The 18,924-nt window shown below is 62.7% G+C and carries 15 protein-coding genes and 1 pseudogene; 11 read left to right on the plus strand and 5 right to left on the minus strand.

Going from position 1 to position 18,924, the window contains the following annotated elements:
* Window positions 1-269: 269 nt before the first annotated feature.
* Window positions 270-896: a transglutaminase-like cysteine peptidase gene (locus NMG70_RS02425; RefSeq protein WP_367185481.1), complete on the minus strand. Its 627-nt coding sequence runs from the start codon at window positions 894-896 to the stop codon at window positions 270-272.
* Window positions 897-1,867: 971 nt separating this feature from the next.
* A pseudogene (locus NMG70_RS02430) lies at window positions 1,868-2,114 on the minus strand (plasmid stabilization protein).
* Window positions 2,115-2,349: 235 nt separating this feature from the next.
* On the opposite strand from NMG70_RS02430, the gene NMG70_RS02435 reads away from it, so the two are divergent.
* From NMG70_RS02435 to hutC, 8 genes are all read left to right on the plus strand, one after another.
* A complete protein-coding gene (locus NMG70_RS02435) occupies window positions 2,350-3,123 on the plus strand; it encodes an SDR family NAD(P)-dependent oxidoreductase (RefSeq protein WP_254023051.1) in 774 nt (257 codons plus the stop codon).
* 115 nt (window positions 3,124-3,238) lie between these two features.
* Complete coding sequence (locus NMG70_RS02440) at window positions 3,239-4,384, plus strand: ABC transporter ATP-binding protein (protein ID WP_254023052.1); 1,146 nt, start codon at window positions 3,239-3,241, stop codon at window positions 4,382-4,384.
* Between the two features lie 35 nt (window positions 4,385-4,419).
* The gene (locus tag NMG70_RS02445) at window positions 4,420-5,526 is read left to right on the plus strand and encodes an ABC transporter substrate-binding protein (protein ID WP_254023053.1); all 1,107 of its coding nucleotides are present in this window, start codon (window positions 4,420-4,422) and stop codon (window positions 5,524-5,526) included.
* Window positions 5,527-5,591: 65 nt separating this feature from the next.
* Window positions 5,592-6,536 carry an ABC transporter permease gene (locus NMG70_RS02450; protein WP_254023054.1) on the plus strand — a complete coding sequence of 315 codons (945 nt, stop codon included), beginning with the start codon at window positions 5,592-5,594 and terminating at the stop codon, window positions 6,534-6,536.
* Window positions 6,533-7,333 (plus strand): ABC transporter permease, encoded by an 801-nt coding sequence (locus NMG70_RS02455; RefSeq protein WP_254023055.1) that lies wholly within the window; start codon window positions 6,533-6,535, stop codon window positions 7,331-7,333. Before NMG70_RS02450 ends, NMG70_RS02455 begins: the two co-directional genes overlap by 4 nt.
* A gap of 35 nt (window positions 7,334-7,368) precedes the next feature.
* A complete protein-coding gene (hisD, locus tag NMG70_RS02460) occupies window positions 7,369-8,691 on the plus strand; it encodes a histidinol dehydrogenase (RefSeq protein ID WP_254023056.1) in 1,323 nt (440 codons plus the stop codon).
* A gap of 6 nt (window positions 8,692-8,697) precedes the next feature.
* On the plus strand, window positions 8,698-9,717 hold the full coding sequence (locus NMG70_RS02465; protein ID WP_254023250.1) for a zinc-dependent alcohol dehydrogenase: 1,020 nt from the start codon (window positions 8,698-8,700) through the stop codon (window positions 9,715-9,717).
* Window positions 9,714-10,448: a histidine utilization transcriptional repressor HutC gene (gene hutC, locus NMG70_RS02470; RefSeq protein ID WP_254023057.1), complete on the plus strand. Its 735-nt coding sequence runs from the start codon at window positions 9,714-9,716 to the stop codon at window positions 10,446-10,448. The genes NMG70_RS02465 and hutC overlap by 4 nt, the downstream gene beginning before the upstream one ends.
* Window positions 10,449-10,631: 183 nt before the next feature.
* Here hutC and NMG70_RS02475 read toward each other — a convergent pair whose 3' ends face one another.
* The 3 genes from NMG70_RS02475 to NMG70_RS02485 all read right to left on the minus strand — a co-directional run bounded on the left by NMG70_RS02475 (window position 10,632) and on the right by NMG70_RS02485 (window position 15,030).
* Window positions 10,632-11,981 (minus strand): SLC13 family permease, encoded by a 1,350-nt coding sequence (locus NMG70_RS02475; protein WP_254023058.1) that lies wholly within the window; start codon window positions 11,979-11,981, stop codon window positions 10,632-10,634.
* A 111-nt stretch (window positions 11,982-12,092) separates the two neighbouring features.
* Window positions 12,093-13,613 carry a malonate--CoA ligase gene (locus NMG70_RS02480; protein WP_254023059.1) on the minus strand — a complete coding sequence of 507 codons (1,521 nt, stop codon included), beginning with the start codon at window positions 13,611-13,613 and terminating at the stop codon, window positions 12,093-12,095.
* Window positions 13,614-13,635: 22 nt separating this feature from the next.
* Window positions 13,636-15,030: a malonyl-CoA decarboxylase gene (locus tag NMG70_RS02485; RefSeq protein ID WP_254023060.1), complete on the minus strand. Its 1,395-nt coding sequence runs from the start codon at window positions 15,028-15,030 to the stop codon at window positions 13,636-13,638.
* Between the two features lie 195 nt (window positions 15,031-15,225).
* On the opposite strand from NMG70_RS02485, the gene NMG70_RS02490 reads away from it, so the two are divergent.
* From NMG70_RS02490 to NMG70_RS02500, 3 genes are all read left to right on the plus strand, one after another.
* The gene (locus NMG70_RS02490) at window positions 15,226-15,876 is read left to right on the plus strand and encodes a GntR family transcriptional regulator (protein ID WP_254023061.1); all 651 of its coding nucleotides are present in this window, start codon (window positions 15,226-15,228) and stop codon (window positions 15,874-15,876) included.
* A gap of 389 nt (window positions 15,877-16,265) precedes the next feature.
* Window positions 16,266-16,739, plus strand: a complete 474-nt coding sequence (locus tag NMG70_RS02495) for a hypothetical protein (RefSeq protein WP_254023062.1) — start codon at window positions 16,266-16,268, stop codon at window positions 16,737-16,739.
* A 100-nt stretch (window positions 16,740-16,839) separates the two neighbouring features.
* Window positions 16,840-18,921: a sigma-54-dependent Fis family transcriptional regulator gene (locus NMG70_RS02500; protein ID WP_254023063.1), complete on the plus strand. Its 2,082-nt coding sequence runs from the start codon at window positions 16,840-16,842 to the stop codon at window positions 18,919-18,921.
* Window positions 18,922-18,924 lie beyond the last annotated feature (3 nt).

Here is an 18,924-nt window from a genome sequence, read left to right on the forward strand (position 1 = left end):
TTCATAACGCGGGCAGAAGAGAAAGCTCTACCGGCATCAGGCGCGGAATGAAATCGAGTTCCCGGCTGATTGGCCCTGGCTTATCGAGCGCCGCAAGGAGCGCGTCCCGGTGCTCGTAATAAGCCTATGCCTGGAATGGAACTCCCATGCAGTGCGACTCAAGATCACGGGTCATGTGCCTGGGCCGGTGCGGAAACAGACGCGGAGCCGAGTGGCCGTTCTTCGGCACGGCGCCGGCCAGGCGTTGTCGATCGGCTAATTCGCGAGGTTCAGTCGACTGCCCCGACCAGTACATCGGGATGATCAATTATCGCGACCCAGCGCCCGGTATGCGTAGACGACTGCCTTTTTATAAATCGATATCCAGTTGCCGACCAAGTCTTCACATCGTCGTTGAGGTTGTCGAGTACGTAGTCGCCTTTGTCGGTCTTCACGGTCAGCACCGCGTGCCCCTCGCCGTCGGGCTTCCTGACGACGGTGATCAGAAGGTTCGACAGCGATATGCCCTGCTGCCTGAGCAACTGGCGCTTAAGCAGGACATAATCCTCGCAGTCGCCGAGCGCGCCGTCAGGATAGGTCCAGAATTCCATCATCCCGTGAACGTCCAAATCGCTCGCGGGTCTGATCGACCTGTTCACCAACCTGGTGACGGAGGCGAGCTTGCCTTGCATGCCCGCGGACAGAAGGACTGGAGCGCTCTTGCCCGATCGTATTGCGCACTCCGCGGCCCGCCGTCTGCAGAATTCGATGTAGCCGACAGGGATGGAGGTTGGCTGCCCGGTGGCCATGGCGCCAGGCACGACGTCGGCCGAAGCCTTCTCCATCGGCGTCGCGGACATCATCAAGCCTATCAGTAGGCCGGCACACAGCCATGCCCGCGGTACCGCCAATCCCATTCGCCCCGCCCAAAGGTAACGACCCGAAACAATCTTTAATACCGCGTTACCATCTTTTCATAGGCGCATCAACACAGCCGACACACAATTTAAAGCGACGGTCGCGAACCATCTAACGGTGGGCGCCGCGCGGTCGCCCAATCAGCAAATTGTGCGTTCACCCCATCAGGGGAATTGTTCCGCTTTTACGTCATCCGCGTCTTCGGCAGCGCCGCTTACCGGACCTGATGACGACGCCGACAGGTCTTTGGCTACGCCAACGCCGACAGGCGGCCGAAAAAAATTGTAGCCAAATTTGTCGAAGTCCAAGAGCTGCGGGACCCTCGCATGGATTCTCATACCTTCGGATACACTTCGATAGCACTCGGGCAAATCTCTGCGACAGGCCTAGCGTAGTTTCATCCGTGAGCAGGAAGCCTCGTCATGGTGACGAGACAGAGCCGACGGGATTTCGCAAGCAGGAATCAATTCCGCGCGAGCGCCGTTCGGGTCTGCTCATGATGGAAAGGAAAAGTACGATGAACAAACTTGTAACCGCTATCGCCCTCCTCGCCTTGTCGACAGGAGTCTCGTTCGCTGCCAATCAAAACCCGGATCGCGACCCGACCCGCGGCTTCGCTACTGGCGTCGACAACAGCGGAATGACCTTGGATACCAGTCACACGGCTTCCTTGCCTCAACCGGTGGTAGCTCCGAAAGAAGAACAGCCACAGCCCGGCAAAGTCCTTAGGGGTCGTGCGCCATGGGCGGGCCGTTAATATACGGAACTTGTCTTCCCATGCAAAATTGTCCAATCACCCTGCATTCAGCGGGAGTGGTTGGACAAGGGCGCTCAGGAAAATCGCGCCGTCAGGGTAAATTCAACGTCTCAGGCGAGCGTGTCGAGGCGGCCATGGCGAACAACCATGCGATCAAGGCAGGCTCGGGCGACTTACTCAGCGTCTCGGAAATGACCCTGGCAGCAGGGAAAATCAAAGCTCAGGTCCTGCATCAACCTGCCGAGCGCCCCGGATCGCTGCTTCAAGGTCGATTTCGACGCCATAAGCGCTACCGATACGCGAGTAGAACGTCGACGCCGGCTCACGACCGGCTTGCCGGACCTCATAGGATTCCAGCGCGCTCAACCACGTCGGTGATCGAGCGGTTCTCGCGCCGGGCCAGCCGATGCGCAAGATCACGCGCCTTTGCGCTGCGCACGGAAATCCGCGGTTCGACCATGTGGGACTCCCTTTGCCGTTGATAGAGCTTGATCGCCTTTCTAGAGAGACGCCAGTTGATGGCGTTCTGATGGCGGGCGATCCGGGATGCCGTCGTCCAGCCGATCGCCGCAAACCGGCGCCGCGCCGTTTTGGCGGCACCCCCGCAATAGCGCAACATGTATAGACAACCGGCCGCAACTGGTGTTCGTTTCCAATCCGACCGCATGGGTTTTTTGGGAATGCAGGAAACCGCCATGGACGCCGCTCGCTTGTTCGACCTGACGGGAAAAAAGGCGCTGGTGACGGGCGCCAGCCGCGGCATCGGCCAGGCCATGGCGGAGGCGCTCTCGGCTGCCGGTGCCGATGTGGCGGTGACCGCCCGCGACGAAAATTCCCTTCGTGAGACGGCGGACCGAATTAGCGCACACGGGCGAAGGTCGCTTTGCCGGTCTCTGGACGTGCTCGATACCGATCGCATCCGCGTGGTGGTCGACGAGGTGGCGGATGCCTTTGGTCGGCTTGACGTTCTGGTCAACAACGCCGGCTACGAAAAAGTCCAGCCCTCGCTCGACGTGGACGAGGCGGTATGGGACAGCATCGTATCGACCAATCTGAAGGGCGCCTTCTTCTGCGCGCAGGCTGCGGCGCGGCGGATGGCTGCCGACAGGAGTGGTGGCGCGATCATCAATCTTTGTTCGCTGACCTCCTATGTCGGCATTCCGACCGCGGTGCCCTACGGCTCGTCCAAGTCCGGGCTTCTGGGCATGACGCGCGCGCTGGCCGCGGAATGGGCATCGCTCGGCATCCGCGTCAACGCCATCGCTCCGGGGTATTTCCATACGGCGATGACGGACGCCTTTTATCAGGATCCCGATTGGCAGACGGCGATGCTGGCCAAGATCCCGCAGCGGCGCTTCGGCACGATGCAGGATCTGGCCGGAGCCGTTGTGTTCCTGGCGAGTGGGGCATCAGCCTATGTCACCGGGCATTGCCTCCCGGTCGACGGCGGCTATCTCGCATCCATCTGAGCGACTGAGATGCGGCGCAACGAGTACTGTGTAGACCGAGCTTGTATATGGTTGTATATACCACCCGGCACGCTGGACGTTCTTGCATGCGACCGGCGACAAAAGGGGAACCCCAATGCAGGAGCCTTTCCGGGCCGCAGCTTCGCACGAAGCGAAAGGCGGCGGGGAAATCGCCGTCACGGTCCGCAACGTCGGGATGGACTTCGATGGGGTTCAAGCCGTCAAGAATGCGTCCTTCGATCTGCCGAAGGGCCGGTTTCTCACCATTCTCGGGCCGTCTGGGTCCGGCAAGACAACCCTCCTGCGCATGATCGCCGGGTTCCAGACCCCGAGCAGCGGCGAGATCTTCATCAACGGTGAAGCGGTGAGCGCGGTGCCACCGCACAAGCGGTCGATCGGCATGGTCTTTCAGAGGCTTGCCTTGTTTCCTCATATGACGGCGGCCGAGAATGTCGCCTTCCCGCTGAAGATGCGTCGGCGCGACGCACGCACCATTCCCGACCGCGTCGAGCGATATCTCGCGCTGGTCCGGCTCGGGGGCTACGGCGGCAGGCGCATTCACGAACTCTCGGGCGGGCAGCAGCAGCGCGTCGCGATTGCGCGCGCGCTGGTGTTCGAGCCCGACCTGCTGCTTCTCGACGAGCCGCTGGCTGCACTCGACCGCAAGCTGCGCGAGGAAATGCAGCTCGAATTCCGCCGCATCCAGCGCGAGCTCGGCGTCACCACGATCAACGTCACCCACGACCAGCGCGAGGCGCTGGTGGTTTCCGACGATATCGTCGTCATGGATCAGGGCGAAATTCAGCAGAAGGCGCGGCCGATCCACACCTACCGCCAGCCCCGCAACGCCTTCGTCGCCAATTTCATCGGCGTCACCAACTTCATTGCCGGCACGGTACGGGCCGTCTCGGAAGCAGGCGACGTCTCCATCCTTCGAGGTGATCTGATGCTTGCCGGAAAGATCGGCGATCCGGTCAATCCACCTGCCGAGGGCGACAAGGCGTCGGGAGCGATCCGCGCCGAACAGATCCGCCTCGCCGGCGATGCTGCTCAGCTGTCGAAGCTCGATTGCATGCTGGCCGGGACTGTGACCGACACCATCTTCGAAGGCGAGCGCATGGTCTACGAGGTAGCCTGCGCCGCGATTGGCGACGAGGTCATTCGCGTTTTTGACCATGACCCCGCCGCGCACACGCAGTTCGACATAGGCGAAAGCGTGTTCCTGGGGTGGAATGCCAGGGACATGCTTGTTTTTCGATAGAACCGGAAACCGGTCAAACCCAGAGGAGAATGCAGATGAAGCGCTTTAAGCCGACATTATCCCATCTTTCCCGCAGAACCTTCCTTCAGGCCACCGCCGCGCTCGGCGGCGCCTCGGCGCTCGGCCTGCGCGGCGCCTATGCGCAGGAACCGGAAAAGCCGGCGGAGATCATCGTGCGCGCCTGGGGCGGCAGCTGGGTGGACAGCCTGAAGGCCGGCGTGTCCGACAGCTTCACCAAAATGACGGGGATTGCTGTCCGTCACGACCTGACCGAAGACAACGAGATTCAGCCCAAGGTCTGGGCGGCCGTGGCGCAGAAACGGGTCCCGCCGATCCACATCAACTGGGACACCACCACCAATGCCACGAAATCGGCACTGCGCGGCGTGACGGAAGACCTCTCCGACCTGCCGAACCTCGCCAATGTCACGGACCTTGCCAAGCCGGCCGGCCTGGAAGGCTTCCCCATCGTCAACACCTACGGCTATGTCTATGTGCTTGCCTATCGACCTGCGGCGTTCCCGGACGGACCGCCGAAGTCGTGGAAAGACCTGCTCGACCCGAAGTTCAAGGGTCGGCTTGCCTTCTACAATGACGGCATCGGCTTCCATTTCCCCGCCCAGGTCGCCGGTGGCGGCAAGCTGGAGGACATACCGGGCAACATGCAGCCGGCTTGGGATTTCATCGCCAAGATGAAGGCGCAGCAGCCGCTGCTCGGCGAAGATCCCGACTTCACCACCTGGTTCCAGAACGGCGAGATCGACGCCGCCTGCACCATCTCGACCAACGCCCGCGAGGCGCGCAAGAACGGCGTCAAAATCGAATGGGTGGTGCCGGAAGAGGGTGCGAAATTCGACACGGACGGTTTGTGGATCCCCAAAGGCCTACCGGAAAACGAACTCTACTGGGCCAAGCAGTACATCAACCACGCCCTGACCAAGGAAGCCCAGCAGGTATGGCTGGATGGGCTTGGCTTGCCGGGCGTGGTGCCGGGCCTCACGCCGCCCAAGGATCTGGTGGGCGATCCGTCCTATCCGACCACCGAAGCGGATTTCCAGCGCCTCATCCGCATCTCGTCGAAGATCCAGGTCGAGAACGAGAGCGAGTGGTTTTCCAAGTTCAAGGCGATCATGCAGGGTTGACGCCGGGTCGGCCGGTGCTGCGCTGGCGGCACCGGCTCCTTCACGACGTCGGTTACGGATTTTTCATGCGGGCAGCCAGGACAGCCTATCCCCTGACATGGCGCATCATGGATGCGTTGGAAGGCGTTGCCGCCGCTATTTGGCCGGCGCGGTTCAGGCGCGCTACGCCCTATCTGATGCTGCTTCCGGCGGTGCTGCTTGTCGGGCTGCTCGTGCTTGGTCTCATCCAGATCGCGGATGCCAGCCTGCGCACGCTCGACACCACCACCTTCCAGTTTTCCGACGACTATTCGACCGCCAATTTCCGCCGCGCGCTGACCGAGCCGCTGTTCCTGGTTGTCGCGCAGCGCAGCCTGGTCGCCGCCCTGATCGTCACCGCGGTGACGCTCGTCTTCGCCTTTCCCTACGCCTATCTGATGGTGCGCACGCGTTCGCCAGGATTGCGCAAATTCCTGCTGATTGCGCTGTTCCTGCCCTTCTTCATCGGCCAGGTGGTGCGTGCCTATGGGTGGCTGATCATCCTCGGCAACCAGGGCATGGTGAACGAGGCGCTCGGCCTTGTCGGGGTCGCCCCGATGCGGCTCATCTATAACTATCCCGCCGTGCTGTTCGGCCTCGTCCAGTACATGCTGCCCTTTGCCGTACTGATGCTCGCGCCGGCACTCACCGCCATTCCCGAAGAGCTGGAGGCAGCCGCTGGATCGCTCGGCGCGAACTGGGTTCGCACGTTCATCCACGTCGTGTTGCCACTCGCTCGTCCAGGCTTCATCGGCGCCGGCGTGGTGGTGCTGACGCTTTCACTCACCGATTTCGCAGTCCCCGCAATCCTTGGCGGCGGCTCGCATGATTTCATCGCCAACGCCATCTACGATCAGTTCTTCCGCACCTCCGACCAGGGTCTCGGCGCGATGCTGGCGCTTATGCTGGTCGCGCTCGGGTCAATCCTTGTCGGCTTGGTATTCGCGCTATTTGGAGCCGGAACGCTCGCCATGGGGAGGTCCCGGGTGTGAGCGGCTCGCGCAGCAAATCGATTGTCCTGTGGACCCTGGTGACGATCGCCCTGGTGACCCTTTCGGCGCCGACGATCGTGGTGCTCGGCGCTTCCTTTACCGGCGGCAACATCATCACTTTTCCGCCGGATGGGCTGTCGCTGCGGTGGTACGCGCGTATTTCGCAGGCCGCCGACCTGCGCAACGCTTTCCTGCGCACGCTCCAGGTCGCGACGGTCTGTACGATGGTTGCCATTCCCGTGGGCACGCTGGCCGGCATCGCGCTGGCGAAATATGCGGTGCGTTTTGAGAAGACGATCCAAATCTATCTGCTGCTGCCCTTTACCATCCCGCTGATCGGATCGGGCATCGGCCTCATGCTGATCTTCGGCAACGCCGGCATTCTCGGCCAGCTCTGGCCGGTCGGCATCGCCTGCTGCGTCATCAACCTGCCCTTTATGATCTGGGCGGTCACGGCGAGTGCCACCGGGCTTGACCCGGACCTTGAGCTGGCCGCCGCCAATTGCGGCGCGCCGCCGCTCCAGGTGTTCTTCTCCGTCACCTTGCCAGCGGTCATGCCGGGGGTGATCACCGGCTCGCTGCTGATGTTCATCCTTGCGCTCAACGAATTCCTGGTCAGCCTGCTGCTCGTCGATGCCCGTATCGTGACGCTGCCGGTGCTGATCTACAACTCCATCCGCTCGATCATCACGCCGGATCTTGCCGCGATCTCTGTGGTCTTCATCGCCTGCTCTGGCGTCGCCGTTTTCCTGCTCGACAGGCTGGTCGGGCTCGACATCTTCCTGAAATCGAAATGAGGAAAGCCGGCTCGTCGGGCCGCAAAGGAAATCCTATGCCAAACGTATCATTCCACGATTTGAGCCAACTCGACGCCGCCAGTCGTGCGGCATTGATGCGGCGCTCAGAGACCGATCTCTCTGGCTTCATGGAGAAGGCCGCACCGATCATCGAGGCGGTCCGAACAGAAGGCGACGCCGCGCTCGTCCGCTTCGCCCGCGACTTTGATAAGGCAGAGTTCAACGCCACGCGGCTGAAGGTCAGCCCCGCAGAGTTCGACGCCGCCTTCGGCATGGTGGACGAGGACGTGATCGCCGCCATTCGCTTCGGCATCGACAACATCCGGCATTTCCACGAAGAGCAGAAACCGGAAGCGATGTGGCTCAAGGAAATGCGGCCCGGCGCCTTTGCCGGCGACCGCTTCACGCCGATCCGCTCGGTGGCGCTCTATGTCCCGCGCGGCAAGGGGGCGTTCCCTTCGGTCACAATGATGACCGCAGTGCCCGCAGTGGTGGCGGGCGTCCCGGAGCTTGCCATCGTCACGCCGCCGGCGCCCGATGGTTTGGTGGACGCAGCGACGCTGGTTGCGGCGCGCCTCGCCGGCGTCGAAACGGTCTACAAATGCGGCGGCGCGCAAGCGGTCGCCGCGGTCGCCTACGGCACAGAGACGATCAAGGCCGCGCTCAAGATCGTCGGACCAGGCAGCCCCTGGGTGGTTGCGGCCAAGCGGCTGCTTGCCGGCGTCATCGATCCCGGCCTTCCCGCCGGTCCGTCCGAAGCGATCATCCTCGCCGACGACAGCGTGCATGGCGGACTGGCCGCGCTCGACCTCCTCATCGAGGCGGAGCACGGACCGGACTCGTCGGCCTATCTGGTGACCCACAGCCGCCGCGTGGCGGACGAGGCACTGGCGGCGCTGCCGGAGCACTGGGCGCGCATGACCGAGCAACGGGTCGCGTTCTCCACCGCGGTCCTGACCGGGGCCTGTGGCGGCATCGTGCTGACGGCCTCGATCGAGGAGAGCTACCGCTTCATCAACGACTACGCACCGGAGCATCTGGAGATCCTTTCCACCGATCCCTTCGCGCACCTTGGCCACATCACCGAAGCTGCCGAGATCCTGATGGGGCCGCACACGCCGGTCTCGATCGGCAATTTCGGGCTGGGCCCCAACGCCGTGCTGCCGACCAGTCGCTGGGCGCGTACTTGTGGGCCGCTCTCGGTCACGGATTTCGTCAAGCGCTCTTCCATCGGCTACGTGACGGAAGCGGCCTATCCGGAATTCGCGCGCCATGCCCGCACACTTGCCCGCTATGAAGGCTTCTCCTCGCATGAACACGCCGTCTCCGGCGTGCGCGACCGATATCTGGCGCGGTAGCGGATGATGAAGGCGGCCAGACTCCATGCGGCGGGCGATTTGCGGGTCGAGGACGTGCCATCTCCCGGCGAACCAGCGCCTGGCTGGGTGCGGCTCAGGGTGACGGCCGCCGGCATTTGCGGCTCCGACCTCCACAACTTCCGCACCGGTCAGTGGATCAGCCGCGCGCCGAGCGTCGCCGGGCATGAATTCGCCGGCGAGGTGATCGCCGTGGGGGCCGGCGTGTCCCAGTTTGCGCTTGGAGACCGGGTCGTGGCCGATTCGCGCTTCTGGTGCGGCGAGTGTCCCGCCTGCCGGGCCGGCCTGCATAATTTCTGTGCCAGACTGGGCTTTGTAGGCGAGGTCTGCGACGGCGGCTTCGCGGAAGAGACGCAGCTGCCGGCGCGGCTGCTTGTGCGCCACGACGCCGCGCTCGATCCCGCGATCGCCGCCATGGCGGAGCCGCTGGCGGTCGCCCTGCACGCGGTGCGGCGGCTGGCGGCGCCGGCCGGAGCGCCGGTGCTTATCGCTGGTTGCGGCCCGATCGGCGGATTGGCTGCACTGCTGCTGTCGCGGCCGGGCGAGAGACCGGTCCTCGTCGCCGACCGCAATGCGGCGCGTGCGGAGCTTGTGGCCAAGGTGAGCGGCGCGACCGTCGTCGACCTGGACGCCCTGCCCTGTGATCCCAATCTGCGCCATGCCCCCAATCTACGCCATGCCATCGACGCGACGGGCAGCGTGGCGGTGATGGCGCGGCTGCTCGATGTTTTAGCCGGCGGCGGCACGCTGGCGCTGGTCGGCATTTCGCATGGCCGCCTCGACCTCGACCCCAACTTGCTGGTCGAGCGCGAAATCGCGCTTGTCGGCTGCCACGCCTTCGCCGACGAGCTTGCGCCGGCCGTCGCGATGCTTGGCGATCTCGCGCCCGCGCTGTCGCGCTTCGTCTCCGACGAGATCGCGATCGGCGAAATTCCCGCCGCCTACCAGCGCCTGATCGCCGGCGCGAGCGGCGGCCTGAAGACCATCGTCCGCATGGAGAGAGGATGATCAGGCTTCCCGAAACCGCCGGACCGCTCTACGAAAAGGTCAAGGACTACGTGCTCGGCAACATCGGAAGCGGCAACTGGCCGATGGACCGCAGGCTGCCTTCCGAAAACGAGCTGGTCAGCACGCTCGGTGTCTCGAGGATGACGGTGCACCGGGCGCTGAGGGAACTGACCTCGGAAGGCCACCTGCTGCGCATCCAGGGCGTGGGCACCTTTGTGGCGCCGCCGAAACCGCAATCGGCCCTCATCGAAATCAGGAACATCGCCGGCGAGATCGCCGCGCGCGGCGCACGCCACAGGGCCGAGGTCGTTGTCCTCGAGAAGATCCGCCACCCTGCGCTGGACCTCGTCGTCGCCTTCGAGTTCACGCGCCGCAGACCGGTCGCCCATTCGATCATCGTGCATTTCGAAGACGATGTGCCCGTCCAGCTCGAGGAACGCTTTGTCAATCCGGCGCTCGCACCGGACTACCATCGGCAAAATTTCGTGGCGACCACCACCTACGACTATCTGCAGCGGGCGACGCCGCTGACGGAAGTGGAGCATGTGATCTCGGCCGTCGCCGCCGACGAGGTGGCCGCCGGCCGTTTGATGATCCGACCTGGCGACCCCTGCCTGCTCTTGCATCGGCGAACCTGGTCGGGCGCGGCCGTCGCCACCGTCAACAAGCTCACCTATGTCGGCAGCCGCTATTCGCTGGGCAGCCGCTACGCGCCCTCACCCGCCGCATGAGCAGCGAGCCAAGCAGGGCCGGCGGCGCTATCGGCCCAGCCTTGATAGGGAATCAGTTCTACCTGCGCCGCCGTTTTTCTTGTTGACGCCGACCAGATCAGGTTCGGGGTCAAGCCTGGCCGCCGGTCAGATTGCACCGGAGCGGCCAGACTGATTGGGAATGTCCGGAAAGCGGCCGACCGTTCAAACCAACCCGGGGACCACGAAAACCAGCCAGGCGATGACAGGGCCGATGATGGCGATAAGCGCGCTGTAGATCAGCAACGTCTTCAGCACGCCCTCGCGCTCTGCTTCCTGGGCATTGGCGACGACCAGCGCGCCGTTGGTCGAAAACGGACTGGTGTCAACGACGGTGGTGGAGATCGCGATCGCGGCAACCACGCCTATGGCACTGATCTGTCCCTGCAGGAGGAAGGGCACGGCCAGCGGAATGATGGCTCCCAGCAATGCCGTGGACGAGGCGAATGCCGATACGATGGCGCCGGTGAAGCAGAGGAGGAGTGCGACCAGCAGCGGCATGCCCAGGCTCGAAATGCCCTGGGCGACGTAGTCGATCGTGCCGATCTTCTCCATGAGGCCGACATAGGTGATGATGCCGGCGATCAGGAGCACCGTCGACCAGCTGACCTTGTCGATCGCCGCCTTTTGGGTCTTCGGCGAGAGCAGCGCCAGCGCGACCGCGACAGTGATCGCAACCAGGCCGACATTGAACTTGAAGACAAGCGCGCCGACTGCGAGCGCGGTTAGGCCGATCAATGTCGTCAACCTTTCCATAGTCAGGCCGGAAAGCGCCGATACTTTTTTCGTCTGCTCCTCAAAGACGTGATGGCTGATCGGAGTAGCCAGCGTGCCGCCGTGGCCGACGATTGACTGCGTCACGCCCTCGGGGTGGAGGTCAGGCAACGGTCCCGAGGCGACCGAATGCTTACGCAGCACCTTCGAGCCGCCGAAGACGAAGAAGACGAGGACGGCGATGGCCAGGTTGAAGAAGAAGCTGGAGAGAAACAGCGATGTCGGCGCGAACGGCAACCCCGCCTTTTCGACGATCTGGTTGGTGATGCCGCCATAGACGCTGATCGGCGAAAAGCCGCCCGCCTGTGCACCGTGAATAACCATCAATCCCATCATGACCGGATTGATGCGGTACTGAAACGCAAAACCCAGCGCCACCGGGGCCAGGATGGCGACTGCCGCGGGTCCGAGCGCACCGAAGCCGGTGATGACGGCGGCGACCAGGAACATGACCCAGGGAATCCACACCACATGTCCGCGCACCAGTTTGACCGCGCCCTCGACCAGCCAATCGATGGTGCCGTTGATCTGGGCGATGGCGAACAGGTAGGTAATGCCGACCAGTGTCAGGAACAGGTCGCTCGGAAAACCGGCGAATATCTCCACCGGCTTCATCGCCATGATGAGCGAGCCGACCAGAAAGGTGCATGCGAAGGCGAGCGCGCCCATATTGATCGGCTGGATGGTGGCGATCACGAACATGCCGACCAGCAGCGCGATCGACAGAATCTGGATGTTCATAGCTTCCTCCCTCGGGAAACGCCTTCAGGCGCCCGTTCTCATTTCCATCGGTGGTAGATCAGCCTGCGTTGGTCTCGCTCCCAAGCCCCAACGCAGGGTCGTCAGCGCCTCCTAGGAGGCGGGCATGTAAAGGTTGCTGAACCGGTCGCGCAGAAGGTTCTTCTGCACCTTTCCCATGGTGTTGCGCGGAAGGTCCTCGGCGAAGATCACCCGTTTCGGCTGCTTGTAGCGCGCGAGGCGGTCGCGCAGCGCGTTGAGCACGGCCTTTTCGTCCATTGTGGCACCGGGCTTGAGTACCACGATGGCCGTCACCCCCTCGCCGAAATCCGGATGTGCAATGCCGATGACTGCGCTCTCGGCGACACCGTCGAGTTGATCAATCTCACCCTCGACTTCCTTCGGGTAGATATTATAGCCGCCGGAGATCACCAGGTCCTTGTCGCGGCCGACGATGTGGAGATAGCCCGCCTCATCGATCTTGCCGAGGTCGCCGCTGATGAAATAGCCGTCCTTGGTGAACTCCGCAGCCGTCTTTTCGGGCATCCGCCAATAACCCCGGAAAACGTTCGGGCCCTTGATCTCGATCATGCCGGTTTCGCCTGGTCCGAGCGTCTCACCGGTGGCCGGATCGGTGACCCTCACCGACACGCCCGGTAGTGGGAAACCTACTGTCCCTGCCCTTCGCTCGCCGTCATAGGGGTTTGAGGTGTTCATGTTGGTTTCGGTCATGCCGTAGCGTTCGAGAATGGCGTGACCGGTGCGCTGCTTGAATGCGGCGTGCGTTTCAGCGAGCAGCGGCGCCGAGCCGGAGATGAACAGCCGAATGTTGGCGACCGTCTCCCGGTTCAGGCCCTCATGCTGAAGCAACCGGACATAGAAGGTCGGCACGCCCATCATCAGCGTCGCCCGCGGCATCAGAGAAAGGATTTCCTCCGGCTCGAACTTTGGCAGCAGAAACATCGAGGCGCCGGCGATGAGCGTGACATTGGTCGCCACGAAGAGCCCATGCGTGTGAAAAATCGGCAGCGCGTGGATCAGCCGGTCGGCTGCCGTCAGCTGCCAGCATTCGCGCAGTGCTATTGCATTGGACAAAAGGTTGTCGTGCGTCAGCATTGCGCCTTTGGAACGGCCGGTGGTCCCAGATGTGTACAGGATCGCGGCGAGATCGTCAGGCGCGCGCGCCGCGTCGAGAAAATCGGCAGACTCGTCCCGGGCCAACTCCATGAGCGACCCGGAGCCGTCCGCATCGAGTGTTTCGACAATCGCGCCGTAGCCGTGCGCGATCCTTTCGACATCAGCTCGCGACTTCGAGGAGACGATGACGAGCCGCGGTTCGGCGTCACCGATAAAATAGTCGAGTTCAGCCAGCGTATAGGCGGTATTCAGCGGCAGATAGATCGCCCCGCAGCGCACGCATGCGAGATAGAGCATCAGAGCCAGCGGGCTCTTGTCCACCTGGACCGCGACGCGGTCGCCTGGGCGAACGCCGAGCACATCAATTGCGCTGGCGATCTGTCCGGAGAGCCGCAGCGCATCTCCATAGGTCCAACGCTGACCATCAATAGTCTCGATGAAAATCGACTCGCCTGACTTGGCGGATGCTCGCATGGCGTCGAACAGGTGATTGCTCATTGAACTCCTCCCAATTTGCTTATTAGGTTTTCTGCATTTCGGTGCGCCGTCGACGAACCGGGGCGCCGATACTGGTGTCGGTCGAAGCGGTTGCCGCCAGTTTTCTCACCTCCGGCGAAGCAGCGATCTCGCCATGTTGCGCCAAGGCTTCGTGGTTCGCCTCGATGTCGTCCAACTTGTAAAAGTAGTTGACCATCAAGCCGTGGGACTGCCGCATCGCCTTGGCGGAGCGATCGGCGAGGAAGTTCAGCCGTTCAAGGCGAGCGCCGTTGCCCAAATGAAAACGCGCCACAGGATCGACAGGCCGTCTGCCGGTGGCTCGTTCCCTAATGAAATAGCGTGCGGCGAGCGGGAGGAGCACAGCTTCAACGACCCGTGCCTTCTGCGGATTGTCCGCCCAGCTCGGATCGTCCAGCAGCTCGAGCGTCTTGAGGGCCTGATCATCGAGGCGCGCATCGGTCGCCTTGCGCAGTCTTGCTAGCCAGCCAGCGAAACCCGGAACCGGCGACAGCGTCACGAAGGTCTTCAAGCCCGGCAGGTCGCGGCGCAAATCCTCCACCACCTGCTTGATCAGAAAGTTCCCGAAAGAGATGCCGCGCAGTCCGTCCTGGCAGTTGGAGATCGAATAGAAGACAGCGGTGGTGGCGTCCTGGGCTGTGATCGGCGAACGGTTTACATCGAGCACATCAGCGATGGCAGAGGGAATCGCCTTGGTCAGCGCAACCTCAACGAAGATCAGCGGATCGTCTGCGAGCCGCGGGTGGAAGAACGCAAAGCACCTGCGGTCGGCTGGAGCTAGCCTCCGCCGCAGTTCCTCCCAGCCGGCGATTTCATGCACCGCCTCGTATCTGATGATCTTCTCCAGGATGTCGGCTGGCGTCGACCAGTCGATCGGACGCAGGGTCAGAAAACCGCGGTTGAACCATGAGCCGAACAGGTGGGCGAAGTCGGCATCGACGGCGCGAAACGGTTCCGTCGCATCCTTCATGGCTAATAGGCGCTCGCGCATCTCCACCAGCCTTGCCGTGCCTCTGGGGGCAAGGTTCAGTCTGCGCACCAGTTCCTGGCGACGCGGCTCGGCGGCTTGGTGCAGTTCGATGACGGCGTCCGAACTCCTGTCGCTGCGGTAGCGCTCGATGGCTTTGTCAAGCTTGGCGATGTCTGGTCCGAACTGTTCGTGCAGCATACGCACGAAGTCTTGCTGACCGGCAGCGTCCAGTTGGGCCCAGCGCTGAAGGACCTCGGCGGCCAATGCCATGCCCGAGGCTTCGCCCCGGCTCGACAAAAGCATGTCGCAGAGTGTTTCGATATTGGTTTCGGCTTGGACCGGCTCGCTGCGCGCCCCTGCCGCAAGCAGCCTGCGGCCCCGATCGGTGATGCTTTGCACCATATCGCTAAAGAACGAGATGCCTGCCATGTCGGAGTCCCTCCCGGCAAAGTCGAAATCGACGCAAGCAGACCCTCCGCGCGGTCTCGACGCGTGCTGGTGCTCGGATGCGTCCACACATTTGTGTGCGACTTGCCTTTTGTGGTATCGTTCTTAAACATCCTTGTACGCAAAGTCAATGCTCTTGCATACAAGATTTATCGTTTTGCATTGGAAGGCCCAAAAATGTCGGAGAATGTCGTTCAGCGCCTACGTGACGAGATTGAAAACGGCATAATCTCGAACGACTTCGCCCCCGGTGCACGACTAGACGAGGTGCAATTGGCCACACGCTTCGGCGTCTCGAGAACGCCGGTGCGCGAGGCGCTGATGCAGTTGAACGCGATCGGACTGATAGAGATCCGGCCGCGCCGGGGCGCCGTGGTGATCGATCCGGGACCGCACCGTATTTTCGAAATGTTCGAGGTGATGGCGGAACTTGAAGGTTTGGCCGGTTCGCTGGCCGCGCGACGGTTCACCGATGCCGATCGCACAACCATCCTGGCCGCGCATGCAGATTGCGAGCGTTCGTCTTCGGCCGGCAACAGCGACGCCTACTATTACGATAACGAACGCTTTCACAAAGCTATCTACGCTGCCAGCCACAGCGGTTTTCTGGCCGAGCAGTGCGTCGCACTGCATCGCCGTCTGCAGCCCTACAGGCGTCTGCAACTGCGCGTGCGCAACCGCGTTGCCACATCGTTCGCCGAGCATGGCGCGATCGTGGAAGCAATCCTCGCCGGCGACGCGGAGCAGGCGCGCACGCTCCTGCGCCAGCATGTCAGCATCCAGGGCGAACGTTTCAGCGATCTTGTAGCGACGCTGGCGAGCAGATAGTCCGTCACAAGTCGAGCCTCTCGCCTTTCACCGCCGCCTCAATGAAGCCAAGCGGCATGCCGAGGCCGGCATGGCAGCGGGCGTTCGCCCCGTTCGGCGTGGTGATCGAACTGTAGAGGCGAGGCCTAGCCGCGAAAGCGTGACGTGCGCGACAGGCAACAACTCGACAGCAAACCCTCGGAATTTGACGAACAAGGCAGCCTGACGAGCGCGCATTACTCAAACGTCCGATATCGGAAATCCCGGTGTAGCAGCCGTCTGCTACCAGCAAAGCAAATTTTGGCGCTATCTGATATGAATGGCGAACTTCGCCGAGGCGGTGTAGGGTTCACCTCAAAAGAAGAATTGAGCCGTAGAAACGGCGACGCGGAGCGAATCTGGGAGGATTCATGGTCGAGATTATCTCCAAGCGGGATGGCCCGCGGCGCGAGGACGCACAAGTCAAAAGACTGATCGAGCAGAACCGCTCGACCATCGTCCGACTTGCCGACCAGATCAGCGGTGGCGGCTATTCAGCTTCCAGGAAGCCACGACAGCAACCAAAGGCGGAAGGTCTGATCATCCATGTTGGCGGCAGTGCCGCGCCTGTGACCGAAGCCAAACCGTCCATCCATGTCACCATGAACGGCCGCGTGATCTCGAAGGATCAGAACACGGGCCGCCAACTTCATCACATCGGCGATATCCGCAACCGCAGCGGAGGCCAGATCTTCGTTCTGGCGACGAAGCAGAATGGCTTCTTCTCGCCGGTCGACGAAACCGTCGCCGAAGCGCTTGCCGAGTTGGACGGATCCCGCCTCGCCGCCACCTACACCGAAGAGCAGCTTGCCGCCGACATCGGTGCGAAACTTGGCATCGACTGAGCGGCAGGCATGGGCGTGCTTCCTCACGTCCACTCCGCGGCAGCCTACAACCGCGACATCATACAGAAATGGCATGCCTCAAAGGTTCTGTGATGACTGAATGAAACGCGAGATAGCCCCCAATCAGATGAAGATCGATGCCCTTCCGGCGCGTACTTCGCTGGCCACCGGCCAAATGGCTCTGAGCAACATCGACTATGACGAGCGTGCCACCATGCGCGCCTGGGAAAGTTTTCTGGCTGACGAGCCCAAATGCGCCGGCGATCCTGTCCACCCAAGCCACGTCCGCTCCCTCATTCACGATTCCTGGTATCGCAGTGCCACCGGCGGCATCAACGCTCAAGGAATTGAAGCGCCGCTGAGCAGTGATCGCGACGAAATCGAATATCTTACCCGGGCCAATGCAGAACTGCTTTCGGCGGCGCGGCGGTCGTTCGCATCGCTTGGCCAGTTACTGGACGGGACCGGCGCAATGCTGGTTCTGGCCGACAGCGACGGCGTGCTGATCGACGCCATCGGCGACAAGAAGACGCTGCATGACGGCATGGATATCCACCTGGCCATCGGCGGGAAATGGAACGAGGATGCCGTCGGGACGAACGGCATCGGTACGGCGCTGTGGACCGGCGAGCCGACTTTCGTGCATGCGGCCGAGCATTTCTGCGCCGGCATCAAATCCTGGACCTGCGCCGGCGCGCCGATTCGCGACCCGCTCGACGGCAAGATCATCGGTGTGGTCGACCTGTCAGGCTATTCGCCGATCTTCAGGCCGCACAACACCGCGCTCGTCGCCGCGACAGCCCGGCAGATCGAAAAGGCATTGGCCGAACAGCAGCAGGAACAGCGCACGCGCCTGCTCGAAGCTTTCATTTCATCGGCTCCCGGCTACCGCCGAAAAGACGGGCTGGTAATCGTCGACCACCGCGGTCGTGCCATCTTCTGCAACAATGTGCCTGATGGCGAGGCCACTGAGATGATGGACGGCCCGATGGAGCCAGGCCGTGGCCGCTGGCTGATGAACCTTCCGTCCTCCGGCTCCGAAGCCGACCTTGCCAGGGCGCTGCCGGCCCATCTGCGATCCTGCCATATCACCCCGCTCAAGCTCGATGGCGACCTCCGCGGCGCGGCGCTGGTGTTCCCCTCCGTGCCGGCAGTCTCCAGTGCGGCGGTGGTCCACCGGGAAGTGAACAAGCATCTTCAGGATGCTGTCGCCATGATCGTCGGCGAAAGCGAAGCGCTGCATGCCGCCATCGACGTCGCCTGCCGCGTCGCCCGGTCGAGTAGCGTAACATCGCTGTTGGTCGAAGGTGAAACAGGGGTCGGGAAAGAGCTGTTTGCGCGGCTTGTCCATGCCGGCACCCGGCGCACGGCGAACGATCCGTTCATCGCCATGAATTGCGGGGCGATCACCAGGGACCTGTTCGGCAGCGAGTTGTTCGGCCATGTCGCCGGCGCCTTTACCGGCGCCTCGCGTGAAGGCAAACCGGGGGTTTTCGAGCTCGCCCATGGCGGCGTCCTCAGTCTCGACGAGATCGGCGAATTGCCGCTCGAGATCCAGCCGTTTCTGCTGCGTGTCCTGGAAGAGCGCGTGGTCAACCGCATTGGCGACAGCCGGGGCCGCCCGGTGGATGTGCGCCTGGTCGCCTCGACCAATCGCGATCTCAAGCACGAAATTGACGCAGGCCGATTCCGCCGCGATCTCTACTATCGAATTGGCGCGGTTTCGATCACTGTTCCACCGCTGCGCGAGCGCGGCGAGGATGTGCTGCTGCTGGTCGAACATTTCAACCGGCAGATCGCCACCGCGGCGGGCGAGGACCTGCTGGAATTCTCGCACGAAGCACTCGATGCCCTGCTCGCCTATGATTGGCCGGGCAATGTGCGCGAACTGAAGAACCTCATCGGGCGGCTGCATGTCCTGACGCGCGGCCGTGATGTTGGGCTTCATGACCTTCCTGAGGAGATCACCGCGTCCGGCTCTGGGTCGGGAGCCGGGTCGGACAGCAGTGCAGCGAACCCGCAGGATGGAGGCACGCTCGTCGAGGCCGAACGCCAGGCAATGAAGAACGCCTTGGCCGTGGAAGGCGGCAACCTCAGCCGGGTCGCGCGACGGCTCGGCATCTCCCGGCCAACGCTCTACCGCAAGCTCGAGCAATACGGCATCCGGCGGGGTTTCCTCTAGGAT

This window comes from Mesorhizobium ventifaucium (genome assembly GCF_935822925.1).
Lineage (GTDB): Bacteria > Pseudomonadota > Alphaproteobacteria > Rhizobiales > Rhizobiaceae > Mesorhizobium > Mesorhizobium ventifaucium.